Origin of the sequence: Pseudomonas sp. YL2 (assembly GCF_023063025.1) — a bacterium.
GTDB classification, from domain to species: Bacteria; Pseudomonadota; Gammaproteobacteria; order Pseudomonadales; family Pseudomonadaceae; genus Aquipseudomonas; species Aquipseudomonas putida_A.
The window spans coordinates 1-20,851 of the sequence record NZ_JAJSLU010000033.1; the positions used below are offsets into that span (position 1 = coordinate 1).

Here is a 20,851-nt window from a genome sequence, read left to right on the forward strand (position 1 = left end):
CGGGAAACGAGACTCGAACTCGCGACCCCGACCTTGGCAAGGTCGTGCTCTACCAACTGAGCTATTCCCGCTTGGTGTGGCGCATTCTATAGATTTCAGATGCCCCGTCAACCCTTTGATTCAAAAAAGTTTTATTTCTTTTCAACGTCGGTTTTCAGATGCGGCCAGGCGGCCCGCAGGTATTGAACCATCGACCACAACGTCAGGCCCGCCGAGATCATCAGCAAGGCGTACCCCAGCAGCACCCAGAAGCTGAAATCGCGGGGATTGGCCAGCAGGATCACCAGCGCCAGCATCTGCGCCGCGGTTTTCCACTTGCCGAGATTGGACACTGCTACATGAGCGCGGGCACCGAGTTCGGCCATCCATTCACGCAAGGCCGATACGACAATCTCGCGGCCGATGATGACGGCTGCGGGAAGTGTCAGCCACAAATTGCCGTGTTCCTGAACCAGCAGTACCAAAGCGACTGCCACCATCAGCTTGTCGGCAACCGGATCGAGAAACGCGCCGAACGGCGTGCTTTGTTCAAGGCGGCGGGCCAGATAGCCATCCAGCCAATCAGTTGCCGCCGCAAAGGCGAATACCGAAGCGGAGGCCATATAGCTCCACTGGTAAGGCAGGTAAAACAGCAAAATGAAGATCGGGATGAGCAGGACGCGGAGAACGGTAATCAGATTAGGGATATTCATCGGCACAACTGGCTACGAGGTGAGTTGGCATTCTACTCGCTATGCAGGTTTGCATAAATCGACTCTGCGAGCTTTTTACTGATCCCCGGTGCTTTGGCGATCTCTTCGATGCTTGCACGAGACAGCTCCTGCAATCCACCAAAATGTTTCAACAAGTCCCGACGTCGGGTCGGCCCGACACCCGCAACGCCTTCCAGCGTCGAGGTGCGGCGGGTCTTGCCGCGCCGCGCACGGTGGCCGGTGATTGCGAAGCGATGCGCCTCGTCACGAATCTGCTGGATCAGGTGCAACGCCGGGGAATCGCCACGCAGCGTGAACTCATGCGCGGCATCATTGAGATACAAAGTTTCGAAGCCTGCCTTGCGTGTTGCACCCTTGGCCACACCCAGAAGAATGAGATCCGGCACCGCCAGCTCGTTGAGTACGTCGCGGGCCATCGACAACTGACCTTTGCCGCCGTCCACCAACAGAATGTCCGGCAGCTTGCCCTCCCCGTCCTTCAGTTTGCTGAAGCGCCGGGTCAACGCCTGGTGCATGGCTGCATAGTCATCACCCGCCGTGACGCCTTCAATGTTGTAACGACGATAGTCGGATTTGATCGCGCCTTCCGGGCCGAACACGACACAGGAAGCGACGGTGGCCTCACCGCTGGAGTGACTGATGTCATAGCACTCAAGACGCTGCGGCGGCTCATCCAGGTTCAGCACTTCAGCCAGCGCATCGAAACGCGCAGCCGTGTGTTGCCGGTTGGCCAGGCGTGCGCCCAGCGCTTGCTCGGCATTGGTGACCGCCAACTGCTGCCATCGAGCTCGCGTGCCGCGTACCCGGTGGCTGATGCTCAGCTCCCGACCGCGCAGCTCGTGGATGGCGTCGATCAGAGCCGTGGCGTCTTCGGGAACCACGTTGACGATCAGTTCGCCTGGCAGGTCGCGCTCCGGACTGCTGATGTAGTACTGACCGAGGAACGCCGCCATGACTTCAGCGACCTCCTCCTCGATACCCACCTGCGGAAAGAAGTTCTTGCTGCCCAACACCCGACCGCCGCGCACACTGATCAAGTGAACGCAAGCGCCGCCTGGATTGACGAAAGCGGCGATGACATCGATATCGCCCGTGCCGCCTTCCATGCTCTGCTGATCCTGAACCCGGCGCAGCAAGGCAATCTGGTCACGCAACTCGGCGGCGCGCTCGAATTCGAGATTGATTGCCGCCTCTTCCATTGCCGTGGACAGCTCATTGGTCAGGGCATGACTGCGCCCCTCGAGAAACATCACCGAATGGCGTACATCCTCGGCGTAGACCTCAGGTTCGACCAGACCGACACAAGGCGCCTTGCAACGCTTGATCTGATATTGAAGACACGGGCGCGTGCGATTTTTGTAATAGCTGTCTTCGCACTGACGGACGAAAAAGGTCTTTTGCAAGAGGCTGAGGCTTTCGCGAATGGCCCCGGCGCTCGGGTACGGGCCGAAATACTTGCCCTTGGCCTTCTTCGCGCCACGGTGGATGCTCAGACGTGGGAATTGGCCGTCAGACAGAAAGACATAGGGATAGGACTTATCGTCGCGCAGCAGAATGTTGTACGGCGGCCGCCACTCTTTGATCAGCGTCTGCTCAAGCAGCAACGCCTCGGTTTCGTTGGCGGTAATGGTCGTTTCGACCTGCGCGATACGCCCGACCAGCGCAGCGGTTTTTGGCGCCAGCCCGGTCTTGCGAAAATAGCTGGCAAGGCGCTTCTTGAGGTTCTTGGCCTTGCCGACATACAGCAGGCGCGCATCGCTGTCGAACATGCGATAGACGCCGGGGCGCCCACTGACAGTCGCCAGGAAGGCGCCGGAATCGAATACTTCAGTCATGATCAGGCGCTGGCATCCACCATGCCGTGGCGCACAGCCAGCAACGTCAGCTCGACGTCACTGCTGATCGACAGCTTTTCGAAAATCCGGTAGCGATATGTGTTCACCGTTTTCGGCGACAAGCAGAGTTTGTCGGAAATGATCTGCACCTTCTGGCAGCCGACAATCATCAACGCGATCTGGATTTCCCGCTCGGACAAGGCGTCGAAGGGTGAATCGTTGGTTGGCTGGAACGATTTGATCGCCAGTTGCTGGGCAATCTGCGGGCTGATGTATCGCTGCCCGGCAAACACCAGACGGATCGCCTGAACCATTTCCGGCAAACCAGCGCCCTTGGTCAGGTAGCCGGCGGCACCAGCCTGTAACAGGCGCGTAGGAAATGGATCTTCCTCGCACACGGTCACCGCGACGACCTTGATGTCCGGGTGGCTGCGCAACAGCTTGCGCGTGGCCTCAAGGCCACCAATACCGGGCATCTTTACACGTCCATCAGGACCACATCGGGTTTCAACTCACGGGCCTTGATCAGGGATTCTTCCCCGGACTCGGCCTGTCCAACCACCTGCAAGCCATCGATATCGGCCAGCATACGTGTAATGCCTGTACGAACGAGATCATGGTCGTCGACCACTAGCACCCTAATCAAGCAGACACCTCGCGATATGGTCTTATTGGGATGCCGGACACCTTAGCAAAAAGTGCCAGACAGACCTAGCGGCAAGCATCATTTAAAAAGTTTCAATTCATCATCGAAGGCTTGCCGGCCGTGGGTTTCAGAGCACAAGTGTACCGAAATCGAGCTCCATCCTCAGGAAACACTCGTCCTCACCGCACACCTTGAAGCCTTTTCTCTTATACAGACTTTGCGCCGGATTATTTTTGAATACTGTCAAACGCAGTGCTGGCAGTTTTTCGCCGCGAGCCAAAGCGACAACCTGATCAATCGCCCAGGATCCTGCACCTTGCCTGCGAGAGACCTCGGCTATTTGCAGCTCGCGGATGTACAAGGCCCGGCGATCATGACTGAGACTGAAAAATCCCACAGGAACTTCACCAAGAAGGACCAGCCAGTTGTCCCGCCCATCCCAGGCAACGTCGAACGCTTCGTCCTGCCACAGCAGATCGTGGTCAATGTAATAGCGCAGCATATTCTGGCACGTCAGCTCTCGGGCAAACGCCCGATCTGCCGATTCGGCACGACGCAATGCCCAGGTCACAGGTCTACTGCCACGGGTACTACCCGCCCCTGCCATGCGCCGGCATCACGCCGGGCAATTACCAACACTTCACCCGGCCCTCGCGCCGCGACCACCAGCGCCCCGCTTTCAGACCAGAACGCGCTGCGACCCGCCGATTGCCATCCACCCGTGAGCCCGGCGTGATTGGCCATCAGCACCGCCATTGAGTGGTTTTGGGCATAGCCCTGCAGCAGCGCGCTATCCACGCCGTAGCCTTTTTCCCCGATCAGCACGCCTGCTGCGTACAGGTCGGCACCAAGATCGGCGGCCGCTGCCGCGTGACTGGCATGGGAAAAATCAGCGCAGACCGCCAGCGCTATGGTATCGCCGCCTATGCTCAAGGACGAACCACCAGCACCTGGGGCATAGAAAAGCTCTTCGCCACTGTGCAGATGTTGTTTACTGTAAACCTCAAGAGAACCATCCCCTCCTAATGTCAGCGCGCCGATCAATACCTTCGAACTGTCCCTATCGCGAATCGGCATACCGACGACAGCGGTGAGGCCCAGCTCGCGAGCGCAATCGCGCAAGGGTTGCAGCACAGCATCCTGCGGATCGATTGCCAGGTCTGCGGCCATCTGGCCTTCGTAGCCTGTCAGCGACAGCTCCGGGAACACCAGCAGCTCGACGCCCTGCTCCGCCGCCACGGCCATGAAGCGCAAATGACGGGCGAGGTTCGCCGCCAGATCACCGGCAATGGAGAGCGACTGGGCTGCAGCGACCGTGAACATCGACATGAATCATCCTTGGTGTTTGTGCAAAGCAACCAGTGTGTCACAACGCCTGCAGCACTCAAGCGATAGGTAACCTCCGCAATGGCGATAGCAATTTCTGATTGCTCAGCCGTACGGGCCTCTAGTAAGCTCGGCGCATTCATCGGAGACAAACCATGTTCAACGCCCTCTCACAGCTTCGTTCCGCCAGCGCCCTGCGCTCGGTTGCGGCTGCCCGGGCGAATGACGTTTGCGCTCCTGTCAGCTTTTATTTTGGGTATTGGTTTAGCCACTGGCGCGCCTGATACCCACCGGCGCCCATAAAAACGGGTCGCCTACCAGAGAATTCTCAACCCCCGGTCGGCCTCCCGACCGGGGGTTTTGTTTTTTCAGGCCCCAAATTTTTCAGCAACACACCAGAACTTTGAGGAATCACGACATGAACTACGCCACTTATTACCGTTACGACTTTTTTACCGCCTGGCGATTTAGCAGCCTCCGCTCGGGACAGCCTGCCGCCTCCGATCGGTCACCCACAGGTGGCAAGCACACACACGCAGCCAATACGGCCAATTGTCGAACACCCCAGTAGGGCCGAGTGAGCGGGAAGCACCCGCCGCCAGCCCAGGAATCCCGAATATGAACTCGTCTGTTTCTGCTCTGCCACTGACCACCCTTGATTCTGCCAACGAAGCACTGACCCTGCGTCTGCCCAGCGCATTGCAGCTCAAACAGCAATTGCCCCTGAGCAATGCCCTCGCCCAGCAAGTCGCAGCCCACCGCCAGGCGGTCCGCGCGATCCTCAATGGCGAAGACCATCGCCTGCTGGTCGTCGTCGGCCCTTGCTCGATTCATGACCCGCGCTCCGCACTCGAATACGCCGAAAAACTTTCCCGCCTGGCCCATGAAGTCAGAGACGAGATGCTGTTGGTGATGCGCGCCTACATCGAAAAACCACGCACCACCGTCGGCTGGAAAGGTCTGGCTTACGACCCGCACCTGGATGGCAGCGACGACATGGCTGGCGGCCTGACCCTGTCGCGTGAATTGATGCTTGAGATGATCCGCCTGGGCCTGCCCATCGCTACTGAGTTGCTGCAACCAATGGCGGCCGGCTACTTCGACGACCTGCTCAGTTGGGTTGCTATCGGTGCACGCACCACCGAATCGCAGATTCACCGGGAAATGGCCAGCGGCCTGAACATGCCCGTTGGTTTCAAGAACGGCACCGACGGTGGCGTAGGTGTAGCCGTCGACGCCATGCGCTCAGCAGCGCATCCGCACCGACACTTCGGCGTCGACAGCCAAGGACACCCGGCGATCATCCAGACCCCGGGCAACCCCGACACTCATATAGTGCTGCGCGGCGGTCATCACGGTCCTAACTATGATCGCGAAAGCGTCGCCCGGGTACATGCCGACCTGAGCCGACTGAAAATTCCGAGCCGGATCATGGTCGACTGCAGCCACGCCAACAGCGGCAAGGACCCATTGCGCCAGCCCGACGTGTTCAACGCGGTTCTCGAACAACGCCTGCTGGGCGATCGTTCCTTGATCGGCATGATGATTGAATCCCACCTGTTCGAAGGCTGCCAGCCCTTGAGCCCCACACTGCGTTACGGCGTGTCGGTTACCGATGGTTGCCTTGGGTTCAGTGCGACGGAACAGTTGCTGTCGAGCGCTGCCGAACGTCTTCGAGCCTGATGATCCGAGCAGCCTTTGCGGGCTTATCAAAATCCCGCAAAGGCTGAATCATCGCTCAGACTTCACCACCGGGTTATGCCCGCACCCGGATGCGTGTTATCTCGGAAGCCTGGCTGACATCATCCAGCCGCTCCACTGAATACGACACCTGCACCACAGTTTCCCGATGCTCTCGCCAGAAACGATAAGGCACGATGAATACCAAGGGCTCGCCTGCAGTTTCCCGGGTGATGTCCCGATCATCGCGGTGACTGAAATACTCACCATCGCATTTCAAGTAAACCAGCTCCCCCTCCTCGGCCTGGGCATTGCCGATCACCACGGTAATGCCATCCTCGGCATCTACTGCCTCCAGTTCGCCATCTTGCGCTTCCAGTACCTGCGGAGCTGCGAGCTCGCCTCGCATCAATGGCGCGATCAGAATTCGCGAGGTTGCAGAGTTCCTCACCTGCGCCGACCTTGATTCCACCCGGTAGCTGACGCTCACCTCCTGCATACGATGAGGGGCGATGCGATCTGCGGGTATCCAGAAAGACAGCGCTTCGCCGACAGCAAACGGCTCCACGAGCAACACATCACTGATCACCGGCAGTCCTTCGACACCTTGCCACGACAGGATGACCCGGTCCCCGACAGCCATGCGGGCGTAAGGTCGCACGATAACGCTAGTGCCCTGCGGGACACGGGCTGGATCGAGCGTCCCGCCCACCGTCTCTTCAAGGATCGGAGCCAGCAGATCGGGTTCCGGATCACCCACATTCAGCTGCAAGCGACTGGATGACACGGGCTTCTGCAGCGCAACGCTGTACAGCGTCCAGTAAACCTCCAGCGAGCCGCGCTCCAGCGCTGCGATGTGCAAACCCTTTATGACAAAGACGAGTTCCTGACCCACCTGGTTTTCGCTGACCGCACGAGTGGTTTCGTGAATATAGGGCAATCCTTCGTCATCCAGTCCTTGCCAGCTCAGCACAAGTTTGTCGCCGCACAACATGTTCGGGTAAGGCGCCACCCTGACGAATGCATGGTCCAGTGAAGGATCAAGCATTCCACCCTCCATAACCTCAAGCATCGGTGCAGGCAGCCACGAGTCTGGAGAGTCTGCCGCCGCAGGCGCGTGTCGATAGCAGAATTCGAAGTGGTCGCCGTCCACCTTCAAACTCAGAAGACGGTGTTCACCGGATTCATCCGCTACAGGGGACATATTTGACGCTGGTACCACGGAAGAATCGCCGGTGGCTTCATATATAGACATTCGTAGCTCCATTCCTTGGATAAAACGCCGCCGTGAAGGCCGCGTCGAACGAAATCCATTGAACACCATCCAGCGACCGGCGGAAGTCAGCACAACGCCTTCCGTCGGCAGGGTAAATACACCGCATGCCGTAGGCTTACGAAGCAGAATCCAGCGATACCGGGCAAAAGATTGCCAAATGTTCCGACTACCCTCTCAAGCAGAAGCGAAAATTCGTACCGCTTTTAGTCCAATTTCCTTTCAGTACAGAGGATTTTTCAGACATCGCCGACCCGCAGGCCTGTTTTACAGTGGCACGCACCAACCACTGACAAGCATCTGCAAAAGAGGCAGGAACATGCAACGGAATGCGACAACCCGCTACCCCATCCTTTTGGTCCATGGCCTGTTCGGGTTTGACCGTATCGGCCATTTCGAGCTTTTTCATGATGTCAAGCAAGCGCTGAGGGAGGCAGGCGGGCAAGTGTTTGTGCCGCAGCTGTCCGCAACCCATGACAACGAAGTTCGCGGCCAGCAATTGCTGTTCCAGATCGAGCGCGTTCTGCGAGGCACCGGCGCCGGTAAAGTCAACCTGATCGGACATAGCCAGGGCGCGCTGGCATGCCGTTATGCCGCTGCGCTCGCGCCGGAGAAAGTCGCCTCGGTGACATCGGTCAGTGGCCCCAATCACGGCTCGGAACTGGCTGACGCCTTACGCCTGGCGCTGGTTCCGGGAGGCCTGCCGGAGCAGGTGGCGGAGCACGCTGCGACACAGTTTGCGCGATTCCTCTCGCTGCTCAGCGGTCAACCAAGTCTGCCGCAGAACGCCGTAGCCGCACTCAATGCCCTGACGACTGCGGACGTCGGGCAATTCAACAAAAAATACCCTCAAGGCCTGCCTTCGACGTGGGGCGGCCAGGGGGCGGAACGGGTCAATGACGTCCACTACTACTCCTGGAGCGGCACGCTGCAGGACAATTTGTTGCAGGCTCTGGATCCAGTGCATTCCGTCTGCCACGCATTATCCAGCCATTTCGTCACGGAGGCCGGACAGAACGATGGTTTCGTGGGCCGTTACAGTTCTCACCTGGGCCGGGTCATCCGCTCCGACTATCCCCTCAATCACCTTGGCAGCTTGCGCCATCCGGGCGGGTTGCGAATACCCGGCGCGGATCCCGTCGACCTCTATGTCGAACACGCGATGCGCCTGAAAGCCGCGCAACTGTAGATGTACGTCAATGTACCGAGTGGAACTTTGCAGAGAAATCGCTTACTGAATCCGGTAGGCTCCACACTTTACTGAAATAGATTGGAGAATTTCCCCATGGCTAAAGCCACTGCCCGCCACATCCTGGTTTCCAGCGAAGACAAGTGCAACGAACTCAAGGCCCAGATCGAAGCCGGTGCTGATTTCGCCGAGGTCGCCAAGGCCAACTCCAGCTGCCCGTCCAGCCGTCAGGGCGGCGATCTGGGTTCATTCGGTCCTGGCCAGATGGTCAAGGAATTCGACACCGTGGTCTTCAGCGCGCCAATCAACGTCGTGCAAGGCCCGGTGAAGACCCAGTTCGGTTATCACCTGCTCGAAGTCACCAGCCGCCAGGACTGATCCGTCGCCTGACTGCTGTCCCAACGGCCCGCCTTTTGGTGGGCCGTTGTGTTTTGGTTACAGGATACGGCTGGCGACTGACGCGCCGCTCGCGTACAAATTGCGCTTATCGATCACCCGGCTTTAAGGCTGACAATGCGACTGGCTTTCCCGACTTTACTGTTCACTGCCGTGGCCCTGCTATTGGGCGCCGCCGGTGTGAACGCCACCCCGCAACATGCGTTGACCGTCTATGGCGAACCTGCCAAATACCCGGCCGGTTTCAGCCATTTCGACTACACCAATCCGCGGGCGCCCAAGGGCGGCACCATGCGCCGCTCGGCGATAGAGATCGGGCATTTCGATCACATCCTGCCTTATATAGATAAAGGCATCGGCGTCACCCAGATCGACGGCATGCTCTATTCGCCGCTGGCCCAGCGTTCGATGGACGAGCCCTACACGGTCTATGGCCTGGTGGCGCAAAAGATGGAGCGCTCGGAGGATGGTCTGTCGCTGCGCTTCTTCATCGATCCCAAGGCGCGTTTCGCCGACGGCAAGCCGATCACTGCCGAGGACGTGCGCTACACCTATGACCTGTTGATGACCCAGGGCAGCCTGCGCTATCGCACGCAGTTCGCCGACGTCAAAGGCGTGGAAGTGGAAGCGCCGCTGACCGTGCGCTTCGATTTCAAGAGCAACGAGAACCGCACCCTGCCGCTGGACATTGCCACCCTGCCGGTGTTTCCCGAGCACTGGTGGAAAACCCGCGACTTCGCCGGTGGCGGTGGCTATGAACCACCACTGGGCAGCGGCCCGTATCGGGTCGGCAAGGTCGACTCCGGGCGCAGCATCACCTTTGAACGCAACCCCGACTGGTGGGGCAAGGACCTGCCGGTCAGTCGCGGCCTGTATAACTTCGATCACTTCAGCATCGAATATTTCGGCGACACCGATGTCGCCCGCCAGGTATTGCGCGGCGGTGCCTATGACTACAACCGCGAGTTTTCCGCCACCGGCTATTCGATCGGTTACGACAGCCCTGCGCTGAGTGACGGCCGCTTGCAGAAAGCCCACCTGGCCACCGAGGCCCCGCAATCGGCGCAGGGGTTCGTGTTCAACCTGCAGAAACCGATGTTCCAGGATCGTCGGGTGCGCCAGGCGCTGGCGATGCTCTGGGATTTCGAGTGGAGCAACCGGCAGATGATGCGCAACATGTACATCCGCCAGCAGAGCTATTTCTCCAATACCGCACTGGCAGCCCGCGAGCTGCCGGACGCCGCCGAACTGAAAATCCTTGAGCCGTTGCGCGGGCAGGTTCCCGACGAAGTATTCAGCCAGGTCTTCGAGGCGCCGAAAACCGATGGCAGCGGGCTGATCCGCGACAAGCAACTGCAAGCCCTGGAACTGCTCGAACAGGCTGGCTGGAAACCCGAGGGCGACCAACTGGTCAACGCCGAAGGCGAACCGTTGAGTTTCACCTTTCTGGTCAGCCAGAACGGTATGGATCGCCTGCTTCTGCCTTACAAGCGCACGCTGAAACAGATCGGCATAGAGCTGAATATCCGCCGCATCGACTCCTCGCAATACGTCAATCGCCTGATGAGCCGCGACTACGACATGATCGTCACCGGCTACCCGGTCAGCACGTCTCCGGGTGGCGAGCTGCTCAACTACTTCGGCTCGATATCGGCCAACGACCCCGGCGCCAACAACTACATGGTGCTGAAAAATCCGGCGGTCGACACCCTGATCAACGGCCTGATCCGCGCCTCGACCCAAAGCGACATGTTGCACTACGCCCACGCTCTGGACCGGGTGCTGCAATGGAACTACTACTGGATTCCCAACTATTACCCGCCGGGCACCTCCACCGTCTGGTGGAACCGCTTCGGCATGCCGGCGATCCAGGCCAGCAATGACGAAGCCATCGAGAGCTGGTGGGAAATCAGCAGCACGCCGTTGACCAACCAACAGATGACCGCCGAAAAAATCGGGCGTGGCAGACCCGGAGGACCGCACTGATGTGGGCATACATTCTGCGGCGCCTGCTGCTGATCATTCCGACGCTGGTGATCATCCTGCTGGTCAATTTCGTGATCATTCAGGCCGCACCCGGTGGCCCGGTCGAACAGGCCATCGCCCATCTGCAAGGGATCGGCGGTGCGAGTGTCGGCGGCAGTTCCAGCGAAACCATGAGCAACACTTCGCGCGCCAGCCGTGGCCTCGATCCGCAACTGATCAAGGACATCGAAAAGCAGTACGGTTTTGACAAACCGGCGCATGAGCGGCTGTGGCTGATGCTCAAGAACTACGCGCAGCTGGACTTCGGCAAAAGCTTTTTCCGCGGTGCGACGGTCACCGATCTGATTCTGGAAAAAATGCCGGTGACCATTTCTCTCGGCTTGTGGGCGACGCTGATCACCTATCTGGTGTCGATCCCGCTGGGCATCCGCAAAGCGGTGCATCACGGCAGCCATTTCGACATCTGGAGCAGCACCGCGATCATCATCGGCTACGCGATGCCGGCGTTTCTGTTCGCAATGTTTCTGATCGTGGTGTTTGCCGGTGGCACGTCATTGAACTGGTTTCCAGTGCGTGGTCTGGTCTCGGACAACTTCGAATCGCTGTCGACCCTGGGCAAGATTGCCGATTACTTCTGGCACCTGGTGTTGCCGGTGACGGCGCTGGTGATTGGCGGCTTCGCCACGCTGACGATTCTCACCAAGAACTCGTTCCTCAATGAAATCACCCGCCAGTACGTAGTCACCGCCCGCGCCAAAGGCTTGAGCGAGCGCCGCGTGCTTTACGGCCATGTGTTCCGCAATGCGATGCTGCTGGTGGTCTCGGGGATTCCGCAGGCGTTCATCAGTGTGTTCTTTGCCGGTTCGCTGTTGATCGAAGTGATCTTCTCTCTCGACGGCCTCGGCCGCATGAGTTACGAAGCGGCGGTTTCTCGCGATTATCCGGTGGTGTTCGGCTCGCTGTTCATCTTCACCCTGTTCGGCCTCCTGATAAAACTGATCGGCGACTTGTGCTACACCCTGGTCGACCCACGTATCGACTTCGCCGCGAGGAACGCCTGATGTTCAAGCTCTCGCCCCTGGGCCGTCGCCGTTTTGCGCGATTCAAGAAAAACCGCCGTGGCTGGTGGTCGTTGTGGCTGTTTATCGGACTGTTCGTGGTGACGCTGGGCGGTGAACTGATCGCCAATGACAAACCACTGGTGGTGAGCTACCAGAACCAGCTCTACTTCCCGGTCTTCAAGCGCTACACCGAACAGGAGTTTGGCGGGCAATTGCCGTTCCAGGCCGATTATCGCAGTGACTATGTGCAGAACCTGATCCGCAAGGACGGTGGCTGGCTGCTGTTCCCGCCGATCCCGTTCAGCGACGACACGCCCAACTACGACCTCAATCAGCCAGCACCGAGCCCGCCCTCGAAGGTCAACTGGCTCGGCACCGACGATCAGGCGCGTGATGTGTTGGCGCGGGTGATTTTCGGTGCCCGGGTATCGATCCTGTTTGCCCTGATGCTGACCGCCGTCAGCGCGCTGATCGGCATTGCTGCCGGCGCCCTGCAAGGCTATTACGGCGGTTGGGTCGATCTGCTCGGGCAGCGTTTGCTGGAGGTCTGGAGCGGATTGCCGGTGCTGTACCTGCTGATCATTTTGTCCGGCTTTGTCGAGCCGAATTTCTGGTGGCTGCTGGGAATCATGGCGCTGTTTTCATGGCTGGCACTGGTGGATGTGGTGCGCGCCGAGTTCCTGCGCGGGCGTAATCTGGAATACGTCAAAGCGGCGCGCGCGTTGGGCCTGAGCGACCGCAAGGTGATTTTCCGGCACATCCTGCCCAATGCGATGAACGCGACGCTGAGTTACTTGCCGTTCATTCTGACCGGCGCAATTTCCACCCTTACCGCCCTCGACTTCCTCGGTTTCGGCATGCCCGCCGGCAGCGCTTCGCTGGGCGAACTGATTGGTCAGGGCAAGCAGAACCTGCAAGCGCCGTGGCTCGGGCTGACGGCATTCTTCACCTTGGCGCTGATTCTTTCTTTACTGGTGTTCATCGGCGAAGCGTTACGTGACGCGTTCGACCCTCGATCCTGAAGTGTGACCATGACTGATAACCTGATCGAAATCCGTGACCTGAACGTCGCCTTCCATGGCCAGCCGGCGGTGCGCGACCTGTGCCTGGACATCCGGCCCGGCGAGTGCCTGGCGCTGGTCGGCGAGTCAGGCTCGGGCAAATCGGTAACCGCGCATTCGATCCTGCAACTGCTCCCCGAAGGCGATGCGCAAACCAGCGGCAGCATTCGCTATCGCGGTCAGGAACTGCTCGGTGCCGATCCAAAGGTCTTGCGTGAGCTACGCGGCAACCGGATCGCAATGATCTTCCAGGAGCCGATGACCTCGCTCAATCCGCTGCACACCATCGAAAAGCAGATCGGCGAAACGCTGCTGGTGCATCGCGGTCTGGGCGGTAAAGCGGCGCAGCAGCGCATCCTTGAACTGCTGGAACTGGTGGGCATTCAAAAGCCCAAAGAGCGCCTCAAGGCCTATCCGCATCAACTGTCCGGCGGCCAGCGGCAACGAGTAATGATCGCCATGGCGCTGGCTTGCGAGCCGGAACTGCTGATCGCTGACGAGCCGACCACGGCGCTTGATGTGACAGTGCAACGCAAGATCCTGCTGCTACTCAAATCCCTGCAACAACGCCTGGGCATGTCGCTGCTGCTGATCAGTCACGACCTCAATCTGGTGCGCAGCATTGCGCAACGTGTGTGTGTGATGAAGGCTGGCGAAATCGTCGAGCAAGCCCCGTGCGAAACCCTGTTTACCGAGCCAAAGCATCCTTATAGCTGCGTGCTGCTCAACGCCGAGCCGGAAGGCGAAGCCCTGCCCCGGGACGAACGCGAGAACGTGCTGGAAGTGGATGATCTGCGGGTCGAGTTCGTCGTCGGTGGCGGGCTGTTCCAGCGCAAACAATATTTGCGCGCGGTGGACGGCATCAGCCTGAATATCCAGCGCGGCAAAACCCTGGGCATTGTCGGTGAGTCCGGTTCGGGCAAGTCGACCCTGGGCCAGGCGATTCTGCGGTTGCTCGATTCCGAGGGCAGTATCCGTTTTCAGGGCACCGCCCTCGACGGCCTCGATCAGAAGCAATTGCGACCATGGCGTCGGCAGATGCAGGTGGTGTTTCAGGACCCGTTCGGCAGCCTCAGTCCACGGATGTCCGTGGCGCAAATCATCAGTGAAGGGCTGGAGGTGCACTGTCAGTCCAGCGCCGATGAGTGCGATGCACAGGTGATCCGCGTGCTCAAGGAAGTCGGCCTGGATCCGGAAAGCCGTCATCGCTACCCGCACGAATTTTCCGGCGGCCAGCGCCAGCGCATCGCCATCGCCCGGGCGCTGGTGCTGAAACCGGCACTGATCCTGCTCGACGAGCCGACGTCGGCCCTCGACCGCACCGTGCAGAAACAAGTGGTCGCCCTGCTCCGCGACCTTCAGGAAAAACATGGCCTGACCTACCTGTTCATCAGCCACGACCTGGCGGTGGTGCGGGCGCTGGCACATGACATGATCGTGATCAAGGACGGCAAGGTGGTCGAGCGCGGTGCCAGCCATGAAGTGTTCGACTCGCCGCAGCATCCTTACACCAAAGAGCTGTTGGCAGCGGCGCATCCGGGGTAGGCATAATCTGGCGCATGCCTTGATACCGAGTAGCATCTATCGCGAGCAGGCTCACTCCTACAGTGGAACGCCTTTCAAATGTAGGAGTGAGCCTGCTCGCGATGGCGTCGCCACAGCCGAAACACATCCAGGATCTGCCAGATGAACACCACCGAAAGCCTCAAGGACTACCAACGCGTGCGCACGCTGGCAATCCGCTCGCTGTTCGAGATCATCGAGCAGTCCAGCGAAGGCACGGTGATTGTCGATCGTGATGCAAACATCGTCTGGATGAACGAACGCTATGCGCGGCGTTTCGGTCTTGAGTCGGCGAAAAAAGCCATCGGCCAACCCTGCGAAAGCGTGATCCCCGGCAGCCTGCTGCGTGAAGTGGTGCGCACCGGCCGGCCGATCCTGCTGGACATGCAGGACACACCGAAAGAGCCGCTGGTGGTGATGCGCCTGCCGATCCACGACGATGCCGGGGCGGTGATCGGCGCCATCGGGTTTGCTCTGTTTGATGAATTACGCAGCCTGTCACCGATGCTCAAGCGCTACCTGAGCATGCAGGAAGAACTGGCTTCGACCCGCTCGCTGCTGCGGGCGCGGCAGACCAAATACAACTTCGCCCATTTCATCGGCACCAGCAGCGCCAGCCTCGAAGTCAAACGCCGCGCCCGCCGCAGCGCCAGCGCCGAATCCCCGGTATTGCTGCTCGGCGAAACCGGCACCGGCAAGGAGTTGCTGGCCCAGGCGATTCACAGCGCTTCGCCCCGGGCGCACAAAGCCTTCGTCAGCATCAACAGCGCCGCAATCCCGGAGGCGTTGCTCGAAGCGGAATTCTTCGGCACCGCGCCTGGCGCGTTTACCGGCGCCGACCGCAAGGGTCGTACCGGCAAATTGCAGATCGCTCAGGGCGGCACGCTGTTTCTCGATGAGATCGGCGACATGCCGTTGCCGCTGCAAAGCAAACTGCTGAGGGTGCTGCAGGAAAAGGAGTTCGAGCCGGTTGGCTCCAACGACGTGATCCAGAGCGATGTGCGAGTGATCGCGGCGACTTCGACCGATCTGCAAGCCGCGATCAAGCGCGGTGAGTTCCGCGCCGACCTGTATTACCGGCTCAACGTGCTGCCGATCCAGGTTCCGCCGCTGCGCGAACGTCTCGACGATCTGCCGGCGCTCAGCGAGGCGATTCTTGAAGAACTGCGCAGCCAGCATGAACTGAGTCGCGCAGCGCTGAACCTGCTCGGACAACATGCGTGGCCGGGCAACATCCGCGAATTGCGCAACGTGCTGGAGCGCGCAGCGCTGCTCAGCGACGACCTGATCCTCACCGAAGAGGATATTCGCGCTGCAATCGGCACCTTCACACCGGTTGAACGCCCGTCTGCAACCACGCTGGACCCGTTGGCGGAAGAAACCTTTGCCGAGGCACGGCAGCGGTTTGACCGGCAGCTGATCCAGTCTGCCCTCGCGCAATGTGCGGGCAAAGTGCCGGAGGCAGCGGCTCGGCTGGGGTTGGGGCGCTCGACGTTGTACAAGAAGATGCTGGCCTTGGGTATCGCCGAGTCTCAATAAAGAGACCCAAGTCTCCAATAAAAGACAACAGCAAAAGCTTCGCGAGGAAGCCCGCTCCCACAGGGGATATGCATTCCAACTGTGGGAGCGGGCTTGCTCGGGAAGGCGGCCGCCCTCTCTACAAAAATCTCAAAAGAGAGACAGTTCTTCAACTCTCAACACGCTTCAACCCATAAAACCATTATATTTCAATGACTTGAGAATCTGGCACAGATCTCGCTAACACCTCTACTGCATCCGCTTCACCCACAAAAATAACAATCCCTGGAGACACTCCATGAGTGTGATCATTGCCTTGGCAGCCCTCGCGCTGCTGATGCTCGCCGCCTACCGTGGCTACAGCGTCATCTTCTTCGCCCCGATTGCCGCCCTCGGCGCTGTCCTGCTCACTGACCCTTCCGCCGTCGCCCCTGCCTTCACCGGGGTGTTCATGGAGAAAATGGTCGGTTTCATCAAACTGTATTTCCCGGTGTTCCTGCTCGGTGCCGTGTTTGGCAAGTTGATCGAATTGTCGGGGTTCTCCCGTTCGATCGTGGCCGCAGCGATTCGCTTGCTCGGCACCCGACAGGCGATGCTGGTGATCGTGCTGGTCTGCGCCTTGCTCACTTACGGCGGCGTGTCGTTGTTCGTGGTGGTGTTTGCGGTGTATCCATTTGCCGCGGAAATGTTCCGCCAGAGCAACATTCCCAAGCGTCTGATCCCGGCAACCATTGCCCTCGGCGCATTCTCGTTCACCATGGATGCCCTGCCCGGCACGCCGCAGATTCAGAACATCATCCCCAGCACTTTTTTCAACACCACCGCGTGGGCCGCGCCGTGGCTGGGGGTGATCGGCACAATCTTCGTGTTCTGCGCCGGCATGCTGTTCCTGCAGCGCCAACGCAACAAGGCCCAGCGTGCTGGCGAAGGTTATGGCACCGAGCTGCGTAACGAGCCGGAAACCGCCGAAGACCTGAAACTGCCGAACCCATGGATCGCCCTGTCGCCGCTGCTGGCGGTGGGCATCATGAACCTGCTGTTCACCCAGTGGATTCCGCAGTGGTACGGCAAGACCCACAGCCTCGCGTTGCCGGGGATGGCCACGCCGGTGACCACGGAAATCGCCAAGCTCACCGCAATCTGGGCGGTGCAGGCGGCATTGCTGATCGGCATCCTGATGGTGTTGGTGTTCGGCTTCAAGGCGATCCGCAGCAAACTCGCCGAAGGCAGCAAAAGCGCGGTCAGCGGCGCACTGCTGGCGGCGATGAACACTGCCTCGGAATACGGTTTCGGTGCGGTAATCGCTTCGTTGCCGGGCTTTCTGGTACTGGCCGACTGGCTCAAGCAAATCCCCAATCCGCTGGTCAACGAAGCGATCACCGTGACCCTGCTGGCGGGTATCACCGGCTCGGCATCGGGCGGCATGAGCATCGCGCTGGCGGCGATGTCCGAGCAGTTCATCGCAGCGGCGCACGCGGCGAACATTCCGCTGGAAGTGCTGCACCGCGTGGCCGCGATGGCCAGCGGCGGCATGGACACCCTGCCGCACAACGGCGCGGTGATCACCCTGCTGGCGGTCACTGGTCTGACCCACCGCGAGGCCTATAAAGACATTTTCTGTATTACGCTGATCAAGACCCTGGCGGTCTTCGTAGTGATCGGCACTTTCTATGCCACTGGCATTGTGTGAGGTATTCATGACGACTCTTTCGGGCAAGACCGCACTGGTTACCGGCTCCACCAGCGGCATCGGTCTAGGCATCGCCCTGAGCCTGGCCAAGGCCGGCGCCAACCTGATTCTCAATGGTTTCGGCGATGCCTCGAGCGTGATCGCCGAAGTCGGCCAGTTCGGTGGCAAGGTCGGTCACCATCCAGCCGATGTCAGCGATCCGGCGCAGATTGCCGACATGATCGCTTACGCCGAACGCGAATTCGGCGGCGTCGACATTCTGGTCAACAACGCCGGGATTCAGCACGTGGCGGCCGTCGAGGAGTTCCCGGTAGAGCGCTGGGACTCGATCATCGCGATCAACCTGTCATCGGTGTTCCACAGCACCCGCCTGAGCCTGCCGGGCATGCGCGCCAAGGGTTGGGGACGAATCGTCAACATTGCCTCGGTGCATGGTCAGGTGGGGTCGACCGGTAAAGCCGCGTATGTCGCGGCCAAGCATGGAGTGATCGGTTTGACCAAAGTGGTCGGACTGGAAACGGCTACCAGTAATGTGACCTGCAACGCGATCTGCCCGGGCTGGGTATTGACGCCGCTGGTGCAGAAACAGATCGATGATCGTGCCGCCAAAGGCGTCGATCCGCAGCAGGCGCAGCATGATTTGCTGGCGGAGAAGCAGCCGTCGCTGGAGTTCGTCACGCCGCAGCATCTGGGGGAACTGGTGTTGTTTCTATGCAGCGAGGCTGGCAGCCAGGTGCGCGGGGCGGCGTGGAATATTGATGGAGGCTGGTTGGCGCAGTAATGCTGCGCCCCTGTGGGAGCGAGCCTGCTCGCGAAAGCGGTGTATCAGCCAACATCAATGTTGAATGTAATTCCGCTATCGCGAGCAGGCTCACTCCTACAAGTGATGTGTCATGAACAACACAACAAGAGGCAAACCAATGTCCGACCTCCTCTGGCAACCCGATGCCGAGCGTATCGCCCAATCGCGCATGGATCAGTTCCGCCGCGACATCAATCAGCGCCATGGCCTGGCGCTGAGCAGCTACACCGACCTGCACCGCTGGAGCGTGGAACAGCGCGAAGCGTTCTGGCAGGCGATCGTCGATTTCTTCGACATCCGCTTTCACACCCAGCCCGACGCCGTCCTGCGTGAAGGCGCGCAGATGCCCAGTGCCGAATGGTTTCCCGGCGCGACCCTGAACTTTGCAGAACACCTGCTGCGCCGTCGTGACGATGCCGTTGCAGTGATCGCCGTGGCGGAAAACGGTCAGCGCGAACAGCTGACCTGGGCCGAACTGGCCGAGCACGTCGCCGGTTTTCAGGCCTGCCTGCAAGCCGCCGGTGTCGGCCTCGGCGACCGGGTGGCCGCGTGCATGCCCAACACCTGGCAGACTCTGGTGGCGATGCTCGCGACCACCAGCCTCGGGGCGATCTGGTCGTGCTCGTCGCCGGACTTCGGCACCCATGGCGTGATCGACCGTTTCGGCCAGATCGAACCCAAAGTGTTGATCACCTGCGCCGGCTACCGTTACGCCGGCAAAGACATCGACCAGACCACCAAGATCAACGAAATCCTCGCGCAACTGCCATCGCTGCAGCAGTTGATCATCGTGCCCTACGCTCGCGCGCAGGCCCGTACCGAGGATTACCGAACCCACGCCAACGTGACGTTGTGGGACGAGTTCTACCAACCCGGCGGCGAACCACGGTTTGTCCCGGTGCCGTTCAATCACCCGCTGTACGTGTTGTATTCCAGCGGCACCACCGGCGTACCCAAATGCATCGTGCACAGCACCGGCGGCGTACTGCTGCAGCATGCCAAGGAGCATGGGCTGCACGTCGATCTCGGCCCCGGTGACCGGTTGTTCTACTACACCACTTGCGGCTGGATGATGTGGAACTGGCTGGTCTCGGCCCTCGCGGTCGGCAGCGCGGTGGTGCTGTATGACGGCTCGCCGTTTCACCCGGGCCATGAGCGCTTGCTCGACCTGATCGACGACGAGCGCATCAGTGTGTTCGGCACTAGCCCCAAGTTTCTCGCGACACTGGAAAGCAGCGGTTTAAAGCCTGCGCACAGCCATGATCTGAGTAGCCTGAAGACCCTGCTCTGCACCGGCTCCGCGCTGTCGCCGCAGAGTTATGATTTCGTCTACCGCGACTTCAAGCCCGATGTGTGCCTGGCGTCGATGTCCGGCGGCACCGATGTGGTGTCGTGCTTCGTCAACGGTAATCCGCTGTCGGCGGTGCGCCGCGGCGAAATCATGGGCAAGAGCCTGGGCATGGCGGTTGAAGTGTGGAACGACGTCGGCGTTGCCGTGATCGGCGAAAAAGGCGAGCTGGTCTGCACCCGGCATTTCCCGGCGATGCCCGTCGGGCTGTGGCATGACCCTGACGGCGCAAAACTGCGCAAATCCTATTTCAGCCTGTTCCCCGGTGTCTGGGCCCAGGGCGACTACGCCGAGCAATTGCCCCACGGCGGGATGCTGATCCACGGCCGCTCCGACGCCGTGCTCAACCCCGGCGGCGTGCGCATCGGCACGGCGGAAATCTATCGTCAGGTCGAGAAAGTCCCGCAGGTGCTGGACAGCGTGGCGATCGGGCAGCAATGGCAGGACGACGTGCGCGTAGTGCTGTTTGTCCGTCTGCAGGATGGCGTGACGCTGGATGACCACCTGCAACAACAGATCCGCCAGGTGATCCGCGCCAACACCACACCTCGCCACGTGCCGGCGAAGATCGTCGCGGTGACCGATATTCCGCGCACCATCAGCGGCAAGGTGGTGGAACTCGCGGTGCGCAATGTGGTGCATGGCGAAGTGGTAAAAAATACCGATGCGTTGGCTAATCCTGAAGCGCTGGAACAGTTTCGCAATCGCCCGGAATTGTCGGACTGGTCCCAATCCCTTGTGGGAGCGGGCTTGCTCGCGAAGGC

At 60.0% G+C, this 20,851-nt stretch carries 16 protein-coding genes and 1 pseudogene; 11 read left to right on the forward strand and 6 right to left on the reverse strand.

Features of this window, described 5'->3' with window-relative positions:
* Window positions 1-131: 131 nt before the first annotated feature.
* The 5 genes and pseudogenes from pgsA to LVD08_RS27635 form a co-directional block, all read right to left on the reverse strand.
* On the reverse strand, window positions 132-692 hold the full coding sequence (gene pgsA / locus LVD08_RS27615; RefSeq protein WP_003225417.1) for a CDP-diacylglycerol--glycerol-3-phosphate 3-phosphatidyltransferase: 561 nt from the start codon (window positions 690-692) through the stop codon (window positions 132-134).
* A 32-nt stretch (window positions 693-724) separates the two neighbouring features.
* Complete coding sequence (gene uvrC, locus LVD08_RS27620) at window positions 725-2,548, reverse strand: excinuclease ABC subunit UvrC (RefSeq protein ID WP_027612674.1); 1,824 nt, start codon at window positions 2,546-2,548, stop codon at window positions 725-727.
* Window positions 2,549-2,550: 2 nt separating this feature from the next.
* Window positions 2,551-3,194 (reverse strand): annotated as a pseudogene (gacA, locus tag LVD08_RS27625) (response regulator transcription factor GacA).
* Between the two features lie 127 nt (window positions 3,195-3,321).
* On the reverse strand, window positions 3,322-3,765 hold the full coding sequence (locus LVD08_RS27630; protein WP_247269739.1) for a GNAT family N-acetyltransferase: 444 nt from the start codon (window positions 3,763-3,765) through the stop codon (window positions 3,322-3,324).
* Window positions 3,762-4,523: a carbon-nitrogen hydrolase family protein gene (locus tag LVD08_RS27635; RefSeq protein ID WP_247269740.1), complete on the reverse strand. Its 762-nt coding sequence runs from the start codon at window positions 4,521-4,523 to the stop codon at window positions 3,762-3,764. Before LVD08_RS27635 ends, LVD08_RS27630 begins: the two co-directional genes overlap by 4 nt.
* A 615-nt stretch (window positions 4,524-5,138) precedes the next feature.
* Here LVD08_RS27635 and LVD08_RS27640 point away from each other — a divergent pair.
* Window positions 5,139-6,203, forward strand: coding sequence for a 3-deoxy-7-phosphoheptulonate synthase (locus LVD08_RS27640; RefSeq protein ID WP_247269741.1), 1,065 nt, complete (start codon window positions 5,139-5,141; stop codon window positions 6,201-6,203).
* Between the two features lie 73 nt (window positions 6,204-6,276).
* On the opposite strand, the gene LVD08_RS27645 is transcribed toward LVD08_RS27640, so the two are convergent.
* Window positions 6,277-7,455, reverse strand: a complete 1,179-nt coding sequence (locus LVD08_RS27645) for a hypothetical protein (protein WP_247269742.1) — start codon at window positions 7,453-7,455, stop codon at window positions 6,277-6,279.
* Window positions 7,456-7,792: 337 nt separating this feature from the next.
* On the opposite strand from LVD08_RS27645, the gene LVD08_RS27650 reads away from it, so the two are divergent.
* The 10 genes from LVD08_RS27650 to LVD08_RS27695 form a co-directional block, all read left to right on the forward strand.
* Window positions 7,793-8,662 (forward strand): esterase/lipase family protein, encoded by an 870-nt coding sequence (locus LVD08_RS27650; protein WP_247269743.1) that lies wholly within the window; start codon window positions 7,793-7,795, stop codon window positions 8,660-8,662.
* A gap of 96 nt (window positions 8,663-8,758) precedes the next feature.
* Window positions 8,759-9,040: a peptidylprolyl isomerase gene (locus tag LVD08_RS27655; protein WP_016774509.1), complete on the forward strand. Its 282-nt coding sequence runs from the start codon at window positions 8,759-8,761 to the stop codon at window positions 9,038-9,040.
* 135 nt (window positions 9,041-9,175) lie between these two features.
* Window positions 9,176-11,044, forward strand: coding sequence for an extracellular solute-binding protein (locus tag LVD08_RS27660; protein ID WP_247269744.1), 1,869 nt, complete (start codon window positions 9,176-9,178; stop codon window positions 11,042-11,044).
* Window positions 11,044-12,105 (forward strand): microcin C ABC transporter permease YejB, encoded by a 1,062-nt coding sequence (locus tag LVD08_RS27665; protein WP_027612667.1) that lies wholly within the window; start codon window positions 11,044-11,046, stop codon window positions 12,103-12,105. The genes LVD08_RS27660 and LVD08_RS27665 overlap by 1 nt, the downstream gene beginning before the upstream one ends.
* On the forward strand, window positions 12,105-13,127 hold the full coding sequence (locus LVD08_RS27670; RefSeq protein ID WP_098964175.1) for an ABC transporter permease: 1,023 nt from the start codon (window positions 12,105-12,107) through the stop codon (window positions 13,125-13,127). The genes LVD08_RS27665 and LVD08_RS27670 overlap by 1 nt, the downstream gene beginning before the upstream one ends.
* A 9-nt stretch (window positions 13,128-13,136) precedes the next feature.
* Window positions 13,137-14,711 (forward strand): ABC transporter ATP-binding protein, encoded by a 1,575-nt coding sequence (locus tag LVD08_RS27675; protein WP_134786510.1) that lies wholly within the window; start codon window positions 13,137-13,139, stop codon window positions 14,709-14,711.
* 141 nt (window positions 14,712-14,852) lie between these two features.
* Complete coding sequence (locus LVD08_RS27680; RefSeq protein ID WP_097087310.1) at window positions 14,853-16,268, forward strand: sigma-54 interaction domain-containing protein; 1,416 nt, start codon at window positions 14,853-14,855, stop codon at window positions 16,266-16,268.
* Between the two features lie 277 nt (window positions 16,269-16,545).
* Window positions 16,546-17,937 carry a GntP family permease gene (locus LVD08_RS27685; protein ID WP_247269745.1) on the forward strand — a complete coding sequence of 464 codons (1,392 nt, stop codon included), beginning with the start codon at window positions 16,546-16,548 and terminating at the stop codon, window positions 17,935-17,937.
* Between the two features lie 7 nt (window positions 17,938-17,944).
* Entirely contained in the window at window positions 17,945-18,718 is a 774-nt protein-coding gene (hbdH, locus tag LVD08_RS27690; RefSeq protein ID WP_047294787.1) for a 3-hydroxybutyrate dehydrogenase, read from the forward strand.
* Window positions 18,719-18,857: 139 nt separating this feature from the next.
* Window positions 18,858-20,851, forward strand: a 1,994-nt coding sequence (locus tag LVD08_RS27695) for an acetoacetate--CoA ligase (protein ID WP_247269746.1), incomplete at its 3' end; no start/stop codon positions are given.

Coding starts and splice junctions, on each gene's coding strand:
- LVD08_RS27670 (WP_098964175.1), top strand. CDS start 12,105: ATGTTCAAGCTCTCGCCCCTGGGCCGTCGCCGTTTTGCGCGATTCAAG.
- hbdH (WP_047294787.1), top strand. CDS start 17,945: ATGACGACTCTTTCGGGCAAGACCGCACTGGTTACCGGCTCCACCAGC.
- uvrC (WP_027612674.1), bottom strand. CDS start 2,548: ATGACTGAAGTATTCGATTCCGGCGCCTTCCTGGCGACTGTCAGTGGG.
- LVD08_RS27675 (WP_134786510.1), top strand. CDS start 13,137: ATGACTGATAACCTGATCGAAATCCGTGACCTGAACGTCGCCTTCCAT.
- LVD08_RS27665 (WP_027612667.1), top strand. CDS start 11,044: ATGTGGGCATACATTCTGCGGCGCCTGCTGCTGATCATTCCGACGCTG.
- LVD08_RS27640 (WP_247269741.1), top strand. CDS start 5,139: ATGAACTCGTCTGTTTCTGCTCTGCCACTGACCACCCTTGATTCTGCC.
- LVD08_RS27635 (WP_247269740.1), bottom strand. CDS start 4,523: ATGTCGATGTTCACGGTCGCTGCAGCCCAGTCGCTCTCCATTGCCGGT.
- LVD08_RS27650 (WP_247269743.1), top strand. CDS start 7,793: ATGCAACGGAATGCGACAACCCGCTACCCCATCCTTTTGGTCCATGGC.
- LVD08_RS27680 (WP_097087310.1), top strand. CDS start 14,853: ATGAACACCACCGAAAGCCTCAAGGACTACCAACGCGTGCGCACGCTG.
- LVD08_RS27685 (WP_247269745.1), top strand. CDS start 16,546: ATGAGTGTGATCATTGCCTTGGCAGCCCTCGCGCTGCTGATGCTCGCC.
- pgsA (WP_003225417.1), bottom strand. CDS start 692: ATGAATATCCCTAATCTGATTACCGTTCTCCGCGTCCTGCTCATCCCG.
- LVD08_RS27645 (WP_247269742.1), bottom strand. CDS start 7,455: ATGTCTATATATGAAGCCACCGGCGATTCTTCCGTGGTACCAGCGTCA.
- LVD08_RS27660 (WP_247269744.1), top strand. CDS start 9,176: ATGCGACTGGCTTTCCCGACTTTACTGTTCACTGCCGTGGCCCTGCTA.
- LVD08_RS27655 (WP_016774509.1), top strand. CDS start 8,759: ATGGCTAAAGCCACTGCCCGCCACATCCTGGTTTCCAGCGAAGACAAG.